The 17,754-nt window shown below is 33.6% G+C and carries 20 protein-coding genes; 12 read left to right on the top strand and 8 right to left on the bottom strand.

All coding sequences use genetic code 11. The annotated features are described in order from the left end of the window. Positions 1-191 precede the first annotated feature (191 nt). From Q0951_RS04210 to Q0951_RS04185, 6 genes are read left to right on the top strand one after another with little or no spacing between them, the layout of a single operon-like run. Positions 192-617 carry a DUF2141 domain-containing protein gene (locus tag Q0951_RS04210; RefSeq protein ID WP_299334647.1) on the top strand — a complete coding sequence of 142 codons (426 nt, stop codon included), beginning with the start codon at positions 192-194 and terminating at the stop codon, positions 615-617. Next, entirely contained in the window at positions 614-1,237 is a 624-nt protein-coding gene (locus Q0951_RS04205; protein WP_299334644.1) for a hypothetical protein, read from the top strand. Before Q0951_RS04210 ends, Q0951_RS04205 begins: the two co-directional genes overlap by 4 nt. Before the next feature lie 8 nt (positions 1,238-1,245). Next, positions 1,246-2,592 carry a histidine kinase gene (locus tag Q0951_RS04200; protein ID WP_299334641.1) on the top strand — a complete coding sequence of 449 codons (1,347 nt, stop codon included), beginning with the start codon at positions 1,246-1,248 and terminating at the stop codon, positions 2,590-2,592. Positions 2,593-2,604: 12 nt separating this feature from the next. After that, on the top strand, positions 2,605-2,943 hold the full coding sequence (locus Q0951_RS04195) for a 2TM domain-containing protein (protein ID WP_299334639.1): 339 nt from the start codon (positions 2,605-2,607) through the stop codon (positions 2,941-2,943). Next, positions 2,940-3,257 carry a 2TM domain-containing protein gene (locus Q0951_RS04190; protein ID WP_299334636.1) on the top strand — a complete coding sequence of 106 codons (318 nt, stop codon included), beginning with the start codon at positions 2,940-2,942 and terminating at the stop codon, positions 3,255-3,257. Before Q0951_RS04195 ends, Q0951_RS04190 begins: the two co-directional genes overlap by 4 nt. 41 nt (positions 3,258-3,298) lie before the next feature. After that, positions 3,299-4,054, top strand: a complete 756-nt coding sequence (locus Q0951_RS04185; protein ID WP_299334635.1) for a LytTR family DNA-binding domain-containing protein — start codon at positions 3,299-3,301, stop codon at positions 4,052-4,054. On the opposite strand, the gene Q0951_RS04180 is transcribed toward Q0951_RS04185, so the two are convergent. The 3 genes from Q0951_RS04180 to Q0951_RS04170 form a co-directional block, all read right to left on the bottom strand. Beyond that, positions 4,051-4,500, bottom strand: a complete 450-nt coding sequence (locus Q0951_RS04180; RefSeq protein WP_299334633.1) for a DnaJ domain-containing protein — start codon at positions 4,498-4,500, stop codon at positions 4,051-4,053. The genes Q0951_RS04185 and Q0951_RS04180 overlap by 4 nt on opposite strands. 4 nt (positions 4,501-4,504) lie before the next feature. Then, positions 4,505-5,524: a hypothetical protein gene (locus tag Q0951_RS04175; protein ID WP_299334631.1), complete on the bottom strand. Its 1,020-nt coding sequence runs from the start codon at positions 5,522-5,524 to the stop codon at positions 4,505-4,507. Positions 5,525-5,604: 80 nt separating this feature from the next. Next, complete coding sequence (locus tag Q0951_RS04170; RefSeq protein WP_299334629.1) at positions 5,605-6,792, bottom strand: LETM1-related biofilm-associated protein; 1,188 nt, start codon at positions 6,790-6,792, stop codon at positions 5,605-5,607. 152 nt (positions 6,793-6,944) lie between these two features. Between Q0951_RS04170 and Q0951_RS04165 the strand changes: the two genes are divergently transcribed. The 4 genes from Q0951_RS04165 to Q0951_RS04150 all read left to right on the top strand — a co-directional run bounded on the left by Q0951_RS04165 (position 6,945) and on the right by Q0951_RS04150 (position 11,793). Next, complete coding sequence (locus Q0951_RS04165; protein WP_299334627.1) at positions 6,945-7,598, top strand: DUF4331 family protein; 654 nt, start codon at positions 6,945-6,947, stop codon at positions 7,596-7,598. Positions 7,599-7,623: 25 nt separating this feature from the next. Then, positions 7,624-8,175, top strand: coding sequence for a DUF4331 family protein (locus tag Q0951_RS04160; RefSeq protein ID WP_299334625.1), 552 nt, complete (start codon positions 7,624-7,626; stop codon positions 8,173-8,175). Positions 8,176-8,263: 88 nt separating this feature from the next. Then, positions 8,264-9,559, top strand: coding sequence for a cell surface protein (locus Q0951_RS04155; RefSeq protein ID WP_299334623.1), 1,296 nt, complete (start codon positions 8,264-8,266; stop codon positions 9,557-9,559). A 2-nt stretch (positions 9,560-9,561) separates the two neighbouring features. Continuing rightward, on the top strand, positions 9,562-11,793 hold the full coding sequence (locus Q0951_RS04150; RefSeq protein WP_299334621.1) for a TonB-dependent receptor plug domain-containing protein: 2,232 nt from the start codon (positions 9,562-9,564) through the stop codon (positions 11,791-11,793). Between the two features lie 135 nt (positions 11,794-11,928). Here Q0951_RS04150 and Q0951_RS04145 read toward each other — a convergent pair whose 3' ends face one another. The 5 genes from Q0951_RS04145 to Q0951_RS04125 all read right to left on the bottom strand — a co-directional run bounded on the left by Q0951_RS04145 (position 11,929) and on the right by Q0951_RS04125 (position 15,367). Then, the gene (locus Q0951_RS04145; protein WP_299334619.1) at positions 11,929-12,537 is read right to left on the bottom strand and encodes a hypothetical protein; all 609 of its coding nucleotides are present in this window, start codon (positions 12,535-12,537) and stop codon (positions 11,929-11,931) included. Positions 12,538-12,752: 215 nt separating this feature from the next. Further along, positions 12,753-13,556, bottom strand: coding sequence for an anti-sigma factor (locus Q0951_RS04140; RefSeq protein WP_299334617.1), 804 nt, complete (start codon positions 13,554-13,556; stop codon positions 12,753-12,755). A 1-nt stretch (position 13,557) separates the two neighbouring features. Further along, positions 13,558-14,088, bottom strand: coding sequence for a sigma-70 family RNA polymerase sigma factor (locus Q0951_RS04135; RefSeq protein ID WP_299334615.1), 531 nt, complete (start codon positions 14,086-14,088; stop codon positions 13,558-13,560). Positions 14,089-14,164: 76 nt separating this feature from the next. Next, complete coding sequence (locus Q0951_RS04130) at positions 14,165-14,800, bottom strand: superoxide dismutase family protein (RefSeq protein WP_299334613.1); 636 nt, start codon at positions 14,798-14,800, stop codon at positions 14,165-14,167. Positions 14,801-14,878: 78 nt separating this feature from the next. After that, positions 14,879-15,367, bottom strand: a complete 489-nt coding sequence (locus Q0951_RS04125; RefSeq protein ID WP_299334610.1) for a YdeI/OmpD-associated family protein — start codon at positions 15,365-15,367, stop codon at positions 14,879-14,881. Between the two features lie 92 nt (positions 15,368-15,459). Here Q0951_RS04125 and hemN point away from each other — a divergent pair, with 92 nt between their 5' ends. Then, positions 15,460-16,824: an oxygen-independent coproporphyrinogen III oxidase gene (hemN, locus tag Q0951_RS04120; protein ID WP_299334607.1), complete on the top strand. Its 1,365-nt coding sequence runs from the start codon at positions 15,460-15,462 to the stop codon at positions 16,822-16,824. A gap of 83 nt (positions 16,825-16,907) precedes the next feature. Further along, positions 16,908-17,729 carry a universal stress protein gene (locus Q0951_RS04115; protein WP_299334605.1) on the top strand — a complete coding sequence of 274 codons (822 nt, stop codon included), beginning with the start codon at positions 16,908-16,910 and terminating at the stop codon, positions 17,727-17,729. Positions 17,730-17,754: the final 25 nt, after the last annotated feature.

Here is a 17,754-nt window from a genome sequence, read left to right as displayed (position 1 = left end):
GATTTTAAGTTAGTGAATACATACTTCATTAGTAGTAAAGTATGTAAATAAGTTACTCTTTTTTTAGTTTTTTACAATTCGTCCATAAAAAATCACAATTCGGTCATTCGCTTTTTAAGAATCTTAACTTCTGTATGATATTTGTCTCATCAATCAAGCTGAACAAATTTTCAGTAAAAAAATAAATCATTATGAGCACATTAGTTAAAATCATAATTTTCTTTGTATTGAGTCATACAGTACTTAATGCTCAAGAGTTAAAAGGGCAAGATATTATTGTCAAAATCGATAATCTTGATAATAATAAGGGTAAAGTGTATGTAGCACTTTATAATTCTCAGGACACATTTTTGGATAAAGGGTATAAAGCATCATTCACGTATATTGAAAATAACAGTTGCGAAGTTGTTTTTAAAAATGTACCCAATGGGATTTATGCTATATCTATGTTTCATGATGAAAATGGAAATAATAGATTAGATAGTAATTTTCTAGGAATCCCTAAGGAGGATTACGGTTGCTCTAATAATGCGAGAGGGTTTATGGGACCACCAAAATGGAAAGATGCAAAATTTGAATTACATAATAAATCAGTAACAAAAACTATAACATTATGAAAAAAGTGATCATTATCACACTCCTATTAGTTTCGGGTATTAACTATGCTCAAAGCAATTTTGAAAAAGGAATGCAAAAAGCGTTTGAGCTTTGGCAAGACAATAAAGTAGACGAAGCAGAAAATATGTTTGAACGCATTTCTAACGCTGAAACAGATCAATGGTTGCCTCATTATTATATAGCTCAGATCAATAGTTTAAAAAGCTGGAATATTAAAGATATAAACGTTCTAAAAGTGCAACTCGAGAAAGCTCAGAAACATTTGGACAGCGCAATGGCAATAAGTGAAAACAATCCTGAAATTATAGTCATGCAAGCTCAGATTTTTACGAATTGGGTGGCTTATGATGGAGCGACTTACGGAATGAAGTACGCAGGAAAAATAACAGAGTTATACAATAAAGCTTACAAATTGGCTCCTGAAAACCCAAGAGTTGCATTTAGTAAGGCAGATTGGGCTATGGGCAGCGCACGTTATTTTGGGCAAGACACAAAGCCGTTTTGTTCTGAAATAGAAAAATCAATTGAACTTTTTGCTACCTTTAAACCAGAAAGCAATTTGCATCCTAATTGGGGATTAGAGCGTGCAGAACAGGTTGTAAAATCTTGTAAAGAGTAAAAACAGTTATGACAAAATTCTTTAAAAATATCATTGTTACTTTTTTGATTGGATGTGTAATCTATGTTATAGGTACTGCACTTTCAACAGGATTTAATTATAAATCGGTCAATGAGTTTTTAATAAATTTTGCATTCTATCAGTTGTATACTTTTGTACTTGGATATATCAACACTGAGTTTTTTAATTACATGGAACGTCGTAGATGGCAGAAAGGAGATACATTAAAGCGTATTGTACTTGGCATATTAGGTGCAACCATATTAACCTTAGTAGGTATCTTTTGTTTAAGACTTGGAATTGCTGTTTTTTATGAAGGTGTGTCAATTGAAGATTTCCTAAGATATGATTCCTGGCAAGGCTATTCTTTCGGTTTATGGATCACTTTAATAATTGTTTCCATTTTTCATATTGCAGCATTCTATAATAGATATCAGCGTAATAAGATCAAAGAGCAAAAGGTTATAGCAGGAACAGCAAGTGCGAAATTTGACGCTTTAAAGAATCAATTAGATCCTCATTTTTTATTCAATAGTTTAAATGTATTAACGAGTTTAATTGAGGAAAATCCAAAGAATGCTCAAAAGTTTACAACGTCTTTATCAAAAGTATATCGCTACGTTTTAGAGCAAAAAAATAAGGATCTGGTAACCGTTGACGAGGAGTTGAAATTTGCCAGAACCTATATGTCACTTTTAAAAATGCGTTTTGAAGATAGTATCATTTTTGAAATTCCGGATCAAGCGTCAAATCCTGAAAGTAAAGTAGTTCCATTGTCATTACAATTGCTTTTAGAAAATGCAGTTAAGCACAATATGGTAACGAGTAGTAAACCGTTGCACATTAAAATATATGAAGCTGGGAGTATGCTCGTTGTAGAGAATAACCTTCAGCCCAAACAAATTGTAAAAAAGAGTAGTGGAGTAGGATTAGAAAATATTAAACAACGCTACAAATTATTATCAAGTAGAACAGTATCAATCAATCAACAAGCAAACAGTTTTGCAGTAGCAATTCCAATGCTTACAAAACAAGTATCAATTATGAAAGCAATAGAACCTAAGTCAGATTTTGACGACAGATATGTAAGAGCACGCAAACGTGTAGAAGAGATGAAAGAATTTTATTATGGATTAATTTCCTATTGTTTAGTGATACCATTCCTAATTTTTATCTGGTATCGTTACACTCCTAATACCATACAATGGTTTTGGTTTCCTATGTTGGGATGGGGAATGGGAATAGCATTTCACGCTTATAAAGTCTATGTAAATGACGGTGTTTTAGGAAAAAGTTGGGAGCAGCGCAAAATTGAAAAATTCATGCAAGAGGAAGAGGAACAACGTTGGAATTAAAATATAAATATCATGGAAAACAAGATAGAACCTTACGATAGTAACAACCATAAAAGAGCTTTTGAAAGAGAAGAGGCTTACCTAAGAGCTCAGAAAAAAGTTAAAGCACTTATTGGATTTTACTGGCATCTGGCTTCATATATCATTGTTAATATTTTTATCATCAGTATGATTGTAATTAATGGCGGACGATTATGGAGCTTTGGAACATTTGCAACAGCACTATTTTGGGGAATAGGACTCTTTTTTCATTTCCTTGGAGTGTATGGTCCAGATTTTTTCTTCGGAAGAAACTGGGAAGAGCGTAAAATAAAAGAAATGATGGATAAGGATAAAAAACATTGGGAATGATGGAAGCAAATAAACTATTACGTCGAGAACGTTATGAACTGGCAGCTAAAAGAGTAAAGCAACTTAAAGGATTCTACTTTCATTTGTTGATCTTTTTAATAATAAATATCATAATTGCAATAATGAATTACAGAAGCTTAGAGGTTGGTGAGAGCTATTTTCAATGGCATAATTTCTTTACATTTTCTATTTGGGGTCTGTTTTTAGTATCACACGCTGCATCTGTGTTTCTTCCAAATATAATTTTTGGTAAAGGCTGGGAAGCACGTAGAATAAAAAAATATATTGAACAAGAAGATCAACATTGGGAATAAAGTCTCTCAAAATATTTAATAAGAAAACATAAATTTAAGAAATGAATATCATCATTATTGAAGACGAAAAGCCATCGGCAAGACGCTTGCAGCGTATGCTAACAGAATTACAAATGGATGTTGAAGTTATGCTTCATTCTGTTGAAGAGTCAATAGAATGGTTTCAAAATAACCAACATCCAGACTTGATCTTTTTAGATATTCAGTTAAGTGATGGTCTGTCATTTGAAATATTTGATACTATAGATATTAATTCGGCAGTCATTTTTACAACAGCTTATGATGAATATGCCTTGCAAGCTTTTAAACTCAATAGTATTGACTATTTGTTAAAACCTATTGATGAAGAAGATCTTGAAAGAGCAGTGTTAAAATTCAAAGACCGCGCGCCTCAACAACAATCGGTAACTTTAGATTTTGACGATATTAAAAAACTTTTGGTTAATCCAATAGAACGAGAATATAAAAAGCGATTTTCAGTAAAAGTCGGACAACATTTAAAGCTCATCAATATTGATGATATCGAATGTTTTTATAGTGAAAACAAAGGCACTTATGCTCATACATCAGAAGGGCGAAATTATTTGCTAGACACTACTCTCGAGCAGCTTGAAGATGAGTTAGAACCTCATAAATTCTTTAGAATTAGTAGAAAGTTTTTTGTGAATGTGAATGCTATAAAAGATATGGTAAGCTATACCAATTCCAGACTCCAGATTAAGCTAAACACTTATAATGAACAGGACGTTATTGTGGCTAGAGAACGTGTTAAAGACTTTAAACAGTGGTTAGCTTAAAAGATATCAATATCTAATATATCACCAAGCGAATCGCCAAGACTGTCTAGTAGATCTTCGGTTCCTGAAAATAATCCACTAAATCCAGCTTCTAAAAATATATCAAGGACTAATACTTCAGCTAGAGAACTATCCCAATACGAATCTGATTTTTTCTTAGCTTCTTTTTGCCATTCTTGATATTCAGGCTCAACCTTTCGCTTTATAATAACTGGTTTATTAAAGTCTGAATCTCTAAGCATCGCATCATAAGTTTCTCTTTTTTTTGGATGCGATAAAATATCAAAACCTTCTACAAGCAGGTCAAAACGAGCTCTGGCACCTTTAGATGAATTGTTGTCTGGATGATACAATGCAATTTCTGTTCTAAATGCTTTTTTAATAGTATTTAGATCTGCTGATCTATCAATATTCAATAATTGATAATAATTAGTTAATTCTACCATAGCATTAATTTGAAAGCAGCTGCTCTACTTCAGTTTTAAATCGTTGATTATCGTCTACAAAACATAATAATTTAGTATAAAGTTTTGGTTTTCCGTAGATGAATTCAATATGTTGTGGTGTTTTTAAGTGAATCATAATATTACTATGTTCCATCTCACCCAAAAGCGATAATGTTCTGGTGCCTTTTTCTTTATTGAAATCTGATGAATCTGCCAATTGAATGCTTTCAATGACATCTAAAGGAATGGTTGTCTCACTCAAGATACCAAATCGCAATAATAGATGATCACTATTAATCACAATTGGACGTTTAGGAACAGATCTTATAATACCAATGAGTTGAAGCGCTGAGTATATGCTCAATCCGGTCATAATCCAGGCAAAGGTAATACTCCATTTAGAAGCCAAATAATGAATAGTAACCATTTCGATGCCAACCACCAAAATAAGAGCACCTAAGGTTGACAAAATTCCTGAACCATTATAGTTGGTAAATTCGTTAGCCTTTAAGCTTATTGTTTTGAAATTAAAAAATCCATAATAGATCAATGCAATTTCATTAGCCGCAAGTTTAGCTGCAGTATCTGGAAATATCGATTTACAAGTTTCTGTAAGTGTGCTATAAAAATCTTTGTGAGTTGTTGCAACTTCTTTATATGCCTTAATAGCTTTTCTTACTTTGAGAATGATAAATGTTAGTACACTCAATTCTACAATTGGGATTAACCAAGTTTTTGCAAGATTCAGTATATCCTGATTAGCCATTGGAATGGTATATGAGGCAATCACAACACATACTATGAGAAAAGGCGCTATGGTTAGATTTGAAATCTTTGTTTTTCTAATGAGTAGAAAATAGATTAGTGGAATCGTGATAATAAAGTCAATGGTAATGAAGGTAGATAGCTTGCTTTGATGTTCTGTAAAGAGGCTTGAATTGATGAGTAGAACTAATGATAATAAAAGGATTGTTGGAATTAAAAACGCAATCAACTGTGGTTTTAATAGTACTTGTTTAGTCATCTTAGTTCTCACATTTTAACATCAACTATAGGACGTTTTATGATAACTAAAGTTACGTTTTTATCAGACTATTTAAAAAATTACTTTTCAATACGATTATCATCAAAAGACGAAGGCAATAAGTTTGGGATTAATTTTGCAAAAATTGGTAGTAAAATAGCACCACCAGGTAGCATAAAAATAGCCAAGCTTGGTATAGATTTTAAAATATCCAGCAACTGACTTTGCATTTGTTTTTGTTCTTCTTTCGTAAGATCAGAATGGGTAGATTTACTTATCAGTAGCATCAGATCTTTACTCTGTTTGAGTTCTTTTACCAAACGTTTACTATTACGCCTAATCAGCTTATTTACCAATTGAGAAGAATTTTCATAAAAATTATTAATCGGATTGGTTTGCTGAAAAAGCATGACCTCTTTTTTATGTTCTGTATGAAAATTAGCCACACACATGATAGAACTTCTAACTTCGGAAATATCTATATCCAATCGTTTTGCCAACTGTTTTAAAAACTGATACTCCGATTTTTCCAAGATCTCATCATCCCAAACGGATAAGCACATGAGATCAATCAGATATTTTTTTTCATTAGTGTTAATATCGTAATCAATATCGTAGATGAGGTCTTCAATTACAGTGGTGTCTTCCTCTAAAAAGGCAGTTGAGGATTCAATGATATTAATAATCCCTTTATCGTAATCAGTAATCTTACTTTTCGAATTTAAAGATTGGTATAAGGTTCCAACTATAATGCTTTCTAGGTTGGCAGCATATGATTTTGGATCTATAGTTTTTGAAAGATACTCGTCAAAGGTTAGTACATCAACAAAAAGTAAAGAGTTTGTAATTGACTTGTTGAAATTTCTGGTCAGTAAATTATCATCTATCTGAATTCGATCATGAATTAAGCGTTCCAACATGGAATTATCACTTTTACCAATCACTAACTTATCCCATAATGACAAATCTGAAACTTCCAACATTTTATAGAAGTTAAGTAGATCTTTAATAAATACGTTAGTACTGAATTTTTGTCGGTGAAATAAGTAAATATGGTATAAACCAGTGATGAGATTCATCTTGGCTAGTTCGTCTTCAGAATATTTATGAATCTGTTCAATTTTATCTGTAACTCTAACATTTACACCGTAGATAAATCCAAAATCCTTCAGATTATCATACAGTTGGTCATAGGTCTCAAAGGCAACTCCTTTCTTAGAGAGTTGAGAACAAAACTTTTCAATCCAACCATTAGTAGATGGGTTCATTACATCATTTTTAAAGACATGCAAAGTTAATTTTTTCTTTTGAAAATCGACGTTTTAATTACGTTAACAAAATTTTAACAAAACCGCTATGTTAATATTTGCGTAAGTGTTAGCAGAGACAAAACATTAATTAACAAAATCTCAAAAGTATTATGAAAAAATCAAAAATTTTAATTGGAGCTGCAGTGTTGACCATTGCTGGCTTTTTTGCAATCGCAGCAGATCATATTGATGCTCCTGCAGTTGCTGGTGGTACAAGTGATATCACTGACATTTATGGCTTTCAAGGTCAAAACACCGACAACATTGTGTTTGTTGCGAATCTACAAGGATTACTAAGTCCAGCAAGTACAGCTGGAGCATCATTTGATGAGAACGTCTTATTAGAATTCAATATTGACAATGATGGCGATGCCATTGAAGATTTAGTGATTCAAGCTATTCCAAGAGATGGTAAGATGTACTTTTTTGGACCAACAGCACCTTCGCAGTCAGGTTTAAATAGTACAATCTTAGCAGATACAGCAATGCGTAACGAAGTGGATATTACATCTTATGGCGCAAATGCCATTGTTGAGACTAATAATGGAATGAGCTTTTTTGCTGGACCTCGTGATGATCCATTCTTTATGGATTTTGCACGTTATGGAGAAATTATCGCTGGAAACGAAACCATGTTCAATGATCCTGGATCAGACACTTTTGCTGGTACAAATGTACTATCTGTTGTGGTTGAAGTTCCAAAAGCTATGGTAGGTACAGGTGATTCAGTAAACATTTGGGTAGAATCAAAAAGAAAACAATAATTATAAATCTTTTAAATAGAACATTATGAAACTTAATAATATAAAATTAATAGCCATCGCACTGCTTGTATCCTTTTCAGCATACAACTGTAGTAACGATGACGATAACGGACCAACAGGTCCAACAGGGCCAAACTTTACAGGGACTTTTACTCAGCAAGATCAAATGGGTCGACCTGCAATTAATACAGTTTTTGTAGATATGGCAGATAAAAATAGTTTTAACACCACTGTACCATCAGATCAAAATGCAGCATTTCAAACCAAGTTTGAAGCTAAATTATTAGCCTTAAATCCTGGATATACAACAAATGCTTTAGGATTTGACGCACCAACATTTACAGGAGCTTTGGCAACAGATGTATTGACAGTGTCTTTAAATGGTACTACTACATTTTTTGATGGCACCAATGTATTAACGGGTCGTGCGCTGGCTGATGATGTTATCTCAACAGAGTTATTGCTCATTTTTGGTGGTCCAGATGGTTCAGAAAATCCTGGATTAACAGATGATAATGTCGATGGAAATGATAAGCCGTTCTTAACATCATTCCCTTATTTGGCAACACCTCACTAAACCGCTTATAGCTCTGAAATGGGATTAGTCCATCTCATTTCAGAGTTTTTAATAAAATCACTCTAAAAAACTCAAAACACACTCAACAATGAACTCTAAATACACATGCCTAATGGTTGTGTTGATAGTTGCTCTTGTCACAAATTGCACGTCTACAACTACTCAAATCACAGATCATAATGATTATAATGTCTTTTTGTATCCTTCGGAAAACCAATCTCTGAAACAAGCTGAACAAAATAAAATCTTTTGGTCTGAAAAATTAGAAGAATCTCCAGATCAGTTTCCTTACTTAGGAAAATTAGCATCTACTTATACTAATTATTTTTCGGCAACAGGAGATGTGAATTATCTTATTGAAGCTGAACAAAAATTACTGGAAGTTAATGAAATTACAAGGTATGAAAACCCTTCTTATCTAAGAAGTTTAGCATACAACTACATTTCACAACACAGATTCAAAGAGGCTTTAGAATTACTCACAAAAGCTGAACTATTGAGAGAAAACCTGCAAATGACTCAAAAAATGTTATTTGATGTTCATCTAGAATTAGGAAACTATAATGAGGCTCAAACTTACTTGAATAACTTCGAAAATTTTAGTGATTTTGATTATCTCATTCGTTTGTCAAAACTTAGTGACCATAAAGGTAATCTCGATGCTGCTATCAAATATATGGAGCAAGCCATGGTCATAGCAGAGGCTTCAAATCTTAAAGACTTAAAACAGTGGTCTTACACTAATATTGCTGATTTCTACGGTCATGCCGGAAAGATTGAAAAATCATACCAACACTATTTAAAAGCCCTAACCTTAGATCCTAACGATGCCTATGCTAAGAAAGGAATTGCATGGATTGTTTATTCATATGAAAAGAACCCAAATGAAGCATTACGTATTTTAAACGCAGTGACTGAGAACTATCAAGCACCAGACTACTACCTTTTGAAATCAGAAATAGCCGATTATGCTGGCTACGATGCCATTGCTGAAAAACAATTAGAACTATACGAAATGGCTGTAAAGAATGAAGCCTATGGTGATATGTATAATGCTTATAATGTCCTGTTGTACACTGATAAAAACTCAAATTTGGATGAGGCAATTGCAATTGCACAAACAGAAGTAGAGAACAGGCCAACACCTCAATCATACGATCTTTTGGCTTGGGCTTATTTTAGTAACGGCAATTTAGATGCTGCACTACAGATTACGGAAGAACACATTATTGAAAAAACCTTTGAACCTGCAATCTTATATCACGTAGCTGAGATCTATAAAGCAGCAGGTGAAACAGAAAAGATAAAGCCGCTTAAAGATGAGCTTCTGGCAAGTATCTATGAGCTAGGACCAACTATGGAAGTTGAAATAAATAATCTGTAATTATGAGACAACAACTTATAATATGCATACTATTTGTACTTAGTACTGGTTTCTTGTTTTCACAAGAACTGAAAGGTAAAGTCATTGATGCATCTAATCAACCTATTGAAGCTGCTTACATTTATAATATAAATTCTGAAAGTCATGCTCACTCTTCAGATAATGGAGTTTTTGCGCTTAAAGAAACTAAAGTTGGAGATTCTATTAGGGTTAGACTTTTAGGATATAAAACAAAAGCACTGGTATTGAATGATTCATATTTTGACGCATTGTTTGTTATTGTTTTAGAAGAACAAGCCTATCAATTGGAAGAACTGGTAATTACTGAAGAACTCAATGCATTACATACAATTTCAAAGCTAGATTTAAGCACAACACCAGTAAATTCTTCACAGGAAATACTTCGTAAAGTTCCTGGTTTAATTATAGGACAACATGCAGGAGGAGGTAAAGCAGAACAATTATTTCTCAGAGGGTTTGATGTTGATCATGGAACTGACGTTTCTATTTCGGTAGATGGTATGCCAGTAAATATGGTGTCTCATGCTCATGGACAAGGTTATAGCGATTTACATTTTTTGATTCCAGAGACCATTAATAAAATTGATTTTGGTAAAGGACCCTATTATGGACAGCAAGGAGATTTTAATACTGCTGGTTATGTAGACTTCTCTACAAAAGACTATTTAAAAGATAGTCAGATTAGTCTTTCCGTGGGTGATTTTAATTCACTGAGAACATTGGGAATGTTCAATTTACTTGAAAACACAAAACGACAAAATGCCTATTTAGCAATGGAGTATATTGCTACTGATGGACCTTTTGAATCGCCGCAAAACTTTAACCGTTTAAATCTATTTGGGAAGTATGTGATGTTCTCACCTGATAATGATAAGTTAACACTATCAGCTTCTCATTTTACAAGTCGCTGGGATGCTTCAGGGCAAATACCGCAACGCGAAGTTGATAACGGAAATATAACGCGATTTGGTGCTATAGACGATACTGAAGGAGGAGAAACATCGCGTACAAACTTTAATGTAGAGTTCAGTAAGTATATGTCAGATGATACACAATTAAAAACCAATGCGTTTTACTCTAACTATAACTTTAAACTCTTTTCAAACTTTACCTTCTTTTTAGAGGATCCTATAAACGGAGACCAAATAAAGCAAGAAGAGGAACGACATATTTTTGGTGTCAATACTATGCTTTCAAAATCAATGTATCTTGGAAATACAAATGTGAGTTTTGATGCTGGTCTTGAGTTTCGACATGATATTATTAATGATGTTGAATTATCAAGAACGTTAAACCGTCAGACGACATTAGAAAATGTTCAGTTGGGAGATATCAATCAAACTAACATTGATGCGTTTATCAATACCACTTTCGATTTTGGAAAACTGCGGATTGCTCCAGCATTGCGACTAGATTATTTTAAATTCCTGTATAATGATAAGCTGCAAACAGCCTATTCAGTTCAATCGGAAACTAAAACTATCGTTAGTCCGAAACTTAATGTTTTTTATGACGTTCAAAATAATTTACAACTTTATATGAAATCAGGTATTGGTTTTCATTCCAATGATACAAGAGTTGTTGTCAATAATTCTGGTCGAGATATACTGCCCAGAGCTTACGGTCTTGACGTAGGTTCGATATGGAAACCTAATAAAAAATTTATCATTAATACAGCTCTGTGGTATCTGTTTTTAGAACAGGAATTTGTTTATGTTGGAGATGCTGGAATTGTTGAGCCAAGTGGGGAAACAGAGCGTTATGGTATTGATTTAGGCTTGCGTTACCAACTGAATGATTGGTTATATCTTGATACAGATGCCACTTACACCAGAGCAAGAAGCCTGGAAGCTGCAGAAGGAGAAAATTACATTCCATTAGCACCAGACTTTACATTAGCTGGAGGATTATCAGTTTCAGATTTGGATGGATTTTCGGGAGGAATACGATATAGATATATCGATGATAGACCAGCCAATGAAACCAATAGTATAATTGCTGAAGGATACTTTGTAACAGATTTCAATATCAATTACAGTTTCGACAATATCACACTGGGTTTACAAATTGAAAATTTATTTGATGTTGAATGGAACGAAACACAGTTTGCAACAGAATCCAGATTACAAAATGAACCACAGAGTGTGGAAGAAATACATTTTACACCTGGAACTCCCTTTTTTATCAAAGGACGTATAAGTTATAATTTTTAGGGTTGTTGATTGGTGAACACTAACATGAAATTGATTTGAGTTTTTGATTGATTATCATAGGTCACTATGATATTTTTAGAGTTTTTTTGTTAGTGGAAACACCTGCTCTTCAAGAGTGGGTGTTTTTTTATCTAATTACTTAGTTATTTCAAAAGCATCTTTTGAAATTTCCTTTTTTTCCAATCCAAAATGTAAATCGATGAGTTCTTTTTCCTGAGCATTGATTTTAAGTAAAAACTTATTAAAGCTTAGCGTGTCGTCAAGCTTAGTATATGGTGAAGTTAAATTGTAATTAAAAATATCACGTTGTACTTTGCTGAATTTTGTGTAATGACTGGAGTAGCGATCAATGTTTTCTTTTTGTTGGTAAACCTCAGGAAAGATACCAGTAATAGCAGTAAGTAATGCTAAAATTAGAAATATAGATTTGATGTAAATATTTGTGTTTTTCCAGCCATCTTGTAGTATGATAAATACAAATACACCTGTTAAACCAGAGATGTAAGGAAATAAACTTAGTAAGGCATAGTAGTTTTTGTAAAGAAGACTTATAAGGTTCATGTATTGGTATCGTTGCTGATTTAAAATGTGAATCTTCTGTCTTAAGATATCTTTCTGTTCTATATTCAAATTGATATTCTCGGTTTTCTCGAATAAGTCAATCCGAGATTTGTCTATTTGTTTGATTGCTACTACATTTTCATTATTCAATAGCTCAAACGATGCTTTAAACCTGTTAAACATTATCCAATTTATTGTTATCACAATAACAGCTATCAAACATATTTTTATTGATACTGGTAATTTTTTTAAAAAGGATATCATGGCATTAGGTATTGATTTCCTTAAATTTATGACAATATCAAATACGAATGCATACGTAGTACTACGTAAATTTCAAAATAAAAAAAGCACCAAATATTCATCTGGCGCTTCATAATAAATTATTGACTTTATTTTTAAGGTTGAGCAACAACACCTAGTGTATGAAGTTGTTCCATAGTTGGAGATTCACTTCCACCAGCTGGCTCTAAAGTGATACCAAAGGCCTGACTTTCATTGGTGTTAGCAATATTAAAAATTTTGTTTTGGTCAGTATTAAAATTATCAATAGTTCCTAAACTAGTTGGTGTTAATGGGTTTAATGTCAGAGACCATACTTGCCATACTTTACCTTCTGGTGCTTCTGGTAAACCTTGAGCATCAAGATAAATACTATTGTCTGCTTTATTCCAATATACCTTAGCGTAACTATCGGTGAAATTACCCTGACCACCTAATGGTACCGAAATAATATCCCGATCACGTAATACATTCAATAAGTTTTCTTTGACTGCAAGATCGGTTTTAGCTTTTTCTATCTGCTGCTCCAGATATAGATTTTCAAGATCCATATCAGAAACCTGAGATTCCAGTTGTTGATTTTGATTTAGAGTCCATAGTAATCCAGCACCAACAATAAGAGCTGCTGCCCATCCAGTGTATGCAAACCAATTGGTTCTAGATTTAGGCATAGTAAGAACCTTATTGTCGTCATTGTCAAACTGTAATTCATCTTTTATGCGTTGTAATAGCACAGTATGAGTATTTGGAGCTACGCCTTCAGCGAGTTTTATCATAGCCGCTTCAATCTCCAATACTTCTTGTAAAATTTCAGGATGTTGACGCATCAATTCATAGACCTCCTGATTTTCTTTTTCAGAAAGTTGACCTGAAACATACAATTCCAGTATACCTGACTCTATGTAAGCGTTAATATCCATTTTATTCCAACAACATGTGTCTTAATTCTTTGATACAATTTCTATTTCTTGTCTTGATAGTACCTAGAGGCATATCTAAGGTTTCCGAGGCTTCTTTTTGAGTGTAGCCTTTAAAATAAAGAAGCTCAATAACTTCGATACATGTTTTAGCTAATTTCTTAACGAATCCTTTAACACCAATGGCATCTGTCTTAGTATTCAAATTATCACTGGTTTCTAAGATATCTACGAAAAATTCGGCATTGAGGTTTTTACCAGAATTTTTAAAAGCTTTAGATCGTGTTTTGTCTATGGCAGCATTTCTGGCGATATTCAAAAGCCATGTAAAAAAACGACCTTTACTGGAGTTATAGGTACTAGCTTTGTTCCATGCTTTAATAAATACATCTTGCATGACTTCCTCAGCAATATCATGATCTCGTACAATGTTATAGATGACACCATGCATACTTTCTTTATACATATGGTACAATTGCTCAAAAGCCTTTTCATCTTTGTTTTGAAATTGGGAAATGAGCGTTTCTAATTGCATCTAGAGAATTTGATTTGTGCTAAAGATTAAATAAAAAGCTACACAACGGTAGCCTTTCTGTTAAGTTTTTTTTGAATTACTGGATGATACCACCACAGCTTACACGACTACCAGCAGCACCTGATGGTTGTGATTTAAAATCATCTACTCCTTGATGAACGATGATGGCTTTTCCAAGAATATCTTTGGTCTCATCACCACAACCTATACACCATTGGTCTGTAATCATAGTAATAGTTGCATGTCCATTGGCATCTGCAGTTACATTACCTATATCACCTTTATGATATCCAGCTTCATCTCCCCATTTTCCGTGAGGTTGTCCTGTAGGGTTCCAATGTCCGCCGGCAGATTTTCCGTCGTCTGAAGTACAATCTGCTTTTTCATGAATATGAATAGCATGTTGTCCTTGAGACAAGCCATCTAACACAGCAATCATGGTCACTACACCTTGATCTTGAGTAAAAACAACACTTCCACTTACACCACTATTACTTTTAGGGTCTAAGGTAACGGTTGCCTTTTTCTTGTCGGCATAATATGCAGGCTCATCTTTTGGATTAGCTGTTTCTCTTGATTTATCTTCAGCTTTAGTCTCAACCTCAGTTGTTGTAGTTTCGGTGTTTTCAGTAGCATCTTCTTTTTTATCAGATTTACATGATACACTTAAGCATAAGGCTAAAATTGAAATATATAAAATAGAACGTTTCATTGGTTTTGTTTTAAGTTTTATTGGAGTTGAAAGATAATCATTATTTGAAATGATAGAAAATAATTGGTTTAAAATTCACTAAAATTGTTTGAGCCACAATTTGGGATCTGTAATCCCTCGTTTTAGATTTTCGGTAAGGATTAGCGCTTTATCTACTCTGGTCTGTATGGATTTATAGCGTTTAATGGTATAGATGATACTGCGTTGTCTACCTGGTGTCAGGCTTTCAAAAACAGAAAACGCTTCGTGATCACTCATCAATACCGCATCCAGTTCTTCTGGCATTTCAACACCGTACTTTGTCTGGTCTTCAATAAGTTGTATGCTGAAGTAATCATTCATGAAGATGCCTAAGGTTTTTTGTTTTTCATTACTAAAGTACATGGTTGTTAATCCATTTTTCTTCGGAAGTAATGCAGCATGATAGGATATAGATGTTCCTTGATGAGAAGCCGTAACCTTGACTCTTTTATGATTGTTGTCTGTAAATAATTTAGCTATAGCTTCAGGTAAAATTATACTTTGTTTGGTAGCAAGTGTCACTTCAAATGGCTCGCTTTTTAACATAAACATAGATTTATCAATGAATCTCCAAGATATGACTTAAGTCATATTTTATCCAAACAAAAGCGAGTAATTTTGGTGAAAATTAATCAGGTATGTGCAGTTCATTAGTCAATAAATATAATGTGGCAGGACCACGTTATACATCTTATCCAACAGTTCCTTATTGGGATGATGCATCGTTTTCATTAAAACAATGGAAAGCGTCGCTATCTAAATCCTTTGAAGAAAGCAATGCTTCCGAAGGTATAAGCCTTTATATTCATTTGCCATTTTGTGAGCGTATGTGTACGTTTTGTGGATGTAATAAACGTATCACAAAACGACATGATGTTGAAGAGCCCTATGTTAGAGCAGTATTGAAAGAGTGGAGTCTGTATTGTAAACTTTTAAAAGGACGACCAATAATAAAAGAGCTTCACCTTGGAGGTGGAACTCCAACTTTTTTCTCTCCAGAGAATTTAGAATTTTTGATCAAAGGTATTTTACGACGAGCTAATCTTGCAAAAGATTACGAGTTTAGCTTTGAAGGTCACCCAAATAATACCACCCGAGCTCATCTTGAAACGCTATATAATCTTGGATTTACTCGTGTGAGTTTTGGCGTTCAGGATTATAATGAAGCTGTTCAAAAAGCAATCAATCGTATTCAGCCTTTTGAGAATGTAAAACAAGCCACACTCACTGCTCGGGAGATTGGATATACTTCTATTGGTCACGATATTATTTTTGGTCTACCATTTCAAACCGAGGAACATGTCGCCAAAACTGTAGAACTTACTAAGGCGTTAATGCCAGATCGTATTGCTTTTTACAGTTATGCACATGTGCCATGGCTTAAAGGAAATGGACAGCGTGGTTACAAGGATGAGGATCTTCCTTCAGGAGCATCTAAGCGAGCACAATACGAATTGGGAAAGAAACTACTGAGTAAAGCAGGGTATCATGAAATTGGAATGGATCATTTTGCATTAGAGGGTGATTCACTTTTCAAAGCCATGCAAGCTAATGAGTTGCATAGAAATTTTATGGGTTATACAGCATCAAAAACTCAAGCTATGATTGGCTTAGGTGTGTCTTCTATTAGTGATAGCTGGTATGGGTTTGCACAAAATGTGAAAGGTATAGAAGAATACTACCATTTAGTTGATCAAGATATCATCCCTGTATATCGTGGGCATATTTTAAATTCTGAAGATCTTATTGTCAGGAAACATATTTTGAATTTAATGTGTCACTTTGAAACAAGCTGGAATGATCAGTCGTTATACATTGAAGAATTTAAAGATATCGTTTTTAAACTGAGAGAGATGGAAGCTGATGGTTTGGTGACATTTCAAACCCATGGCATTAAAGTCACACCAAAGGGACAGCCATACGTTAGGAATGTGTGTATGGCCTTTGATGTATTACTTCAACGCAAACAACCCAGTACACGATTATTTTCAATGACTGTGTAAAATTTTGTGATTTGGTCGAAAATGTTTTCGATACTAAATCAAAACTTGTAATTTAACGGACTTAAAACTAAAAAACTAAAATCATGAATAAGATCATTGTACCAATAGATTTCTCTGAATTCTCTGAATACGCTCTAGAAACAGCAGCAATTCTAGCAAAAAAGAATAATGCTGAATTAATTGCATTACATATGTTAGACCTAGATAGAGGAAGTGTAACAGATTCTGCAAATGCTCATAATGAAAAGGTAGTTTTCTTTCTAAAACTAGCCGAACAGAAGTTTGATGAATTTTTAGCTAAAGATTTTTTAGAAGGGGTAAACGTCACTCCAATTGTAAAACACTTTAAAGTATTTAGTGAAGTTGCTGAAGTTGCTGAAGAGCAGAATGCAGATATGATTGTTATGGGTTCTCATGGTTCTAGTGGTTTATCCGAAATATTCGTAGGTTCAAACACTGAACGTGTTGTGAGACATTCTGAGATTCCAGTTTTGGTTGTGAAGCAGAAGCCAACAAATTTAAATTTTGAAACAGTCACTTTTGCCAGTGATTTTTCGGAAGAAATGGTGGAGCCTTACCTAAAAGCACGTCAATTATTTGACAATGTCAAACTGATTCATGTTAATGTTCCAGGTGAAGGATTTAGAAGTTCTACAGAAATGGAAACTACAGTGGCTAACTTTTTAAAGAAAGCAGATGGTAATTTAGATAAATTGAATGATGTGCATTACACGTCTGATTATACGGTTGAAAAAGGGATTTTAAATTCATCTAATCTTCTAGGAGCCGATCTTATTGCTGTTCCTACTCATGGAAGAAAAGGATTAGCGCATTTCTTCTCTGGAAGTGTGTCTGAAGATGTGGCCAATCATGCCACAATTCCTGTAATGACATTTAAGATCTAGTATCATTTTAATATATATAATAAAA

It is taken from the genome of uncultured Psychroserpens sp., from assembly GCF_947501425.1.
Lineage (GTDB): Bacteria > Bacteroidota > Bacteroidia > Flavobacteriales > Flavobacteriaceae > Psychroserpens.
The sequence above is the reverse complement of the archived record's forward strand: the minus strand, read 5'-3'. Positions and strand labels throughout refer to the sequence as shown.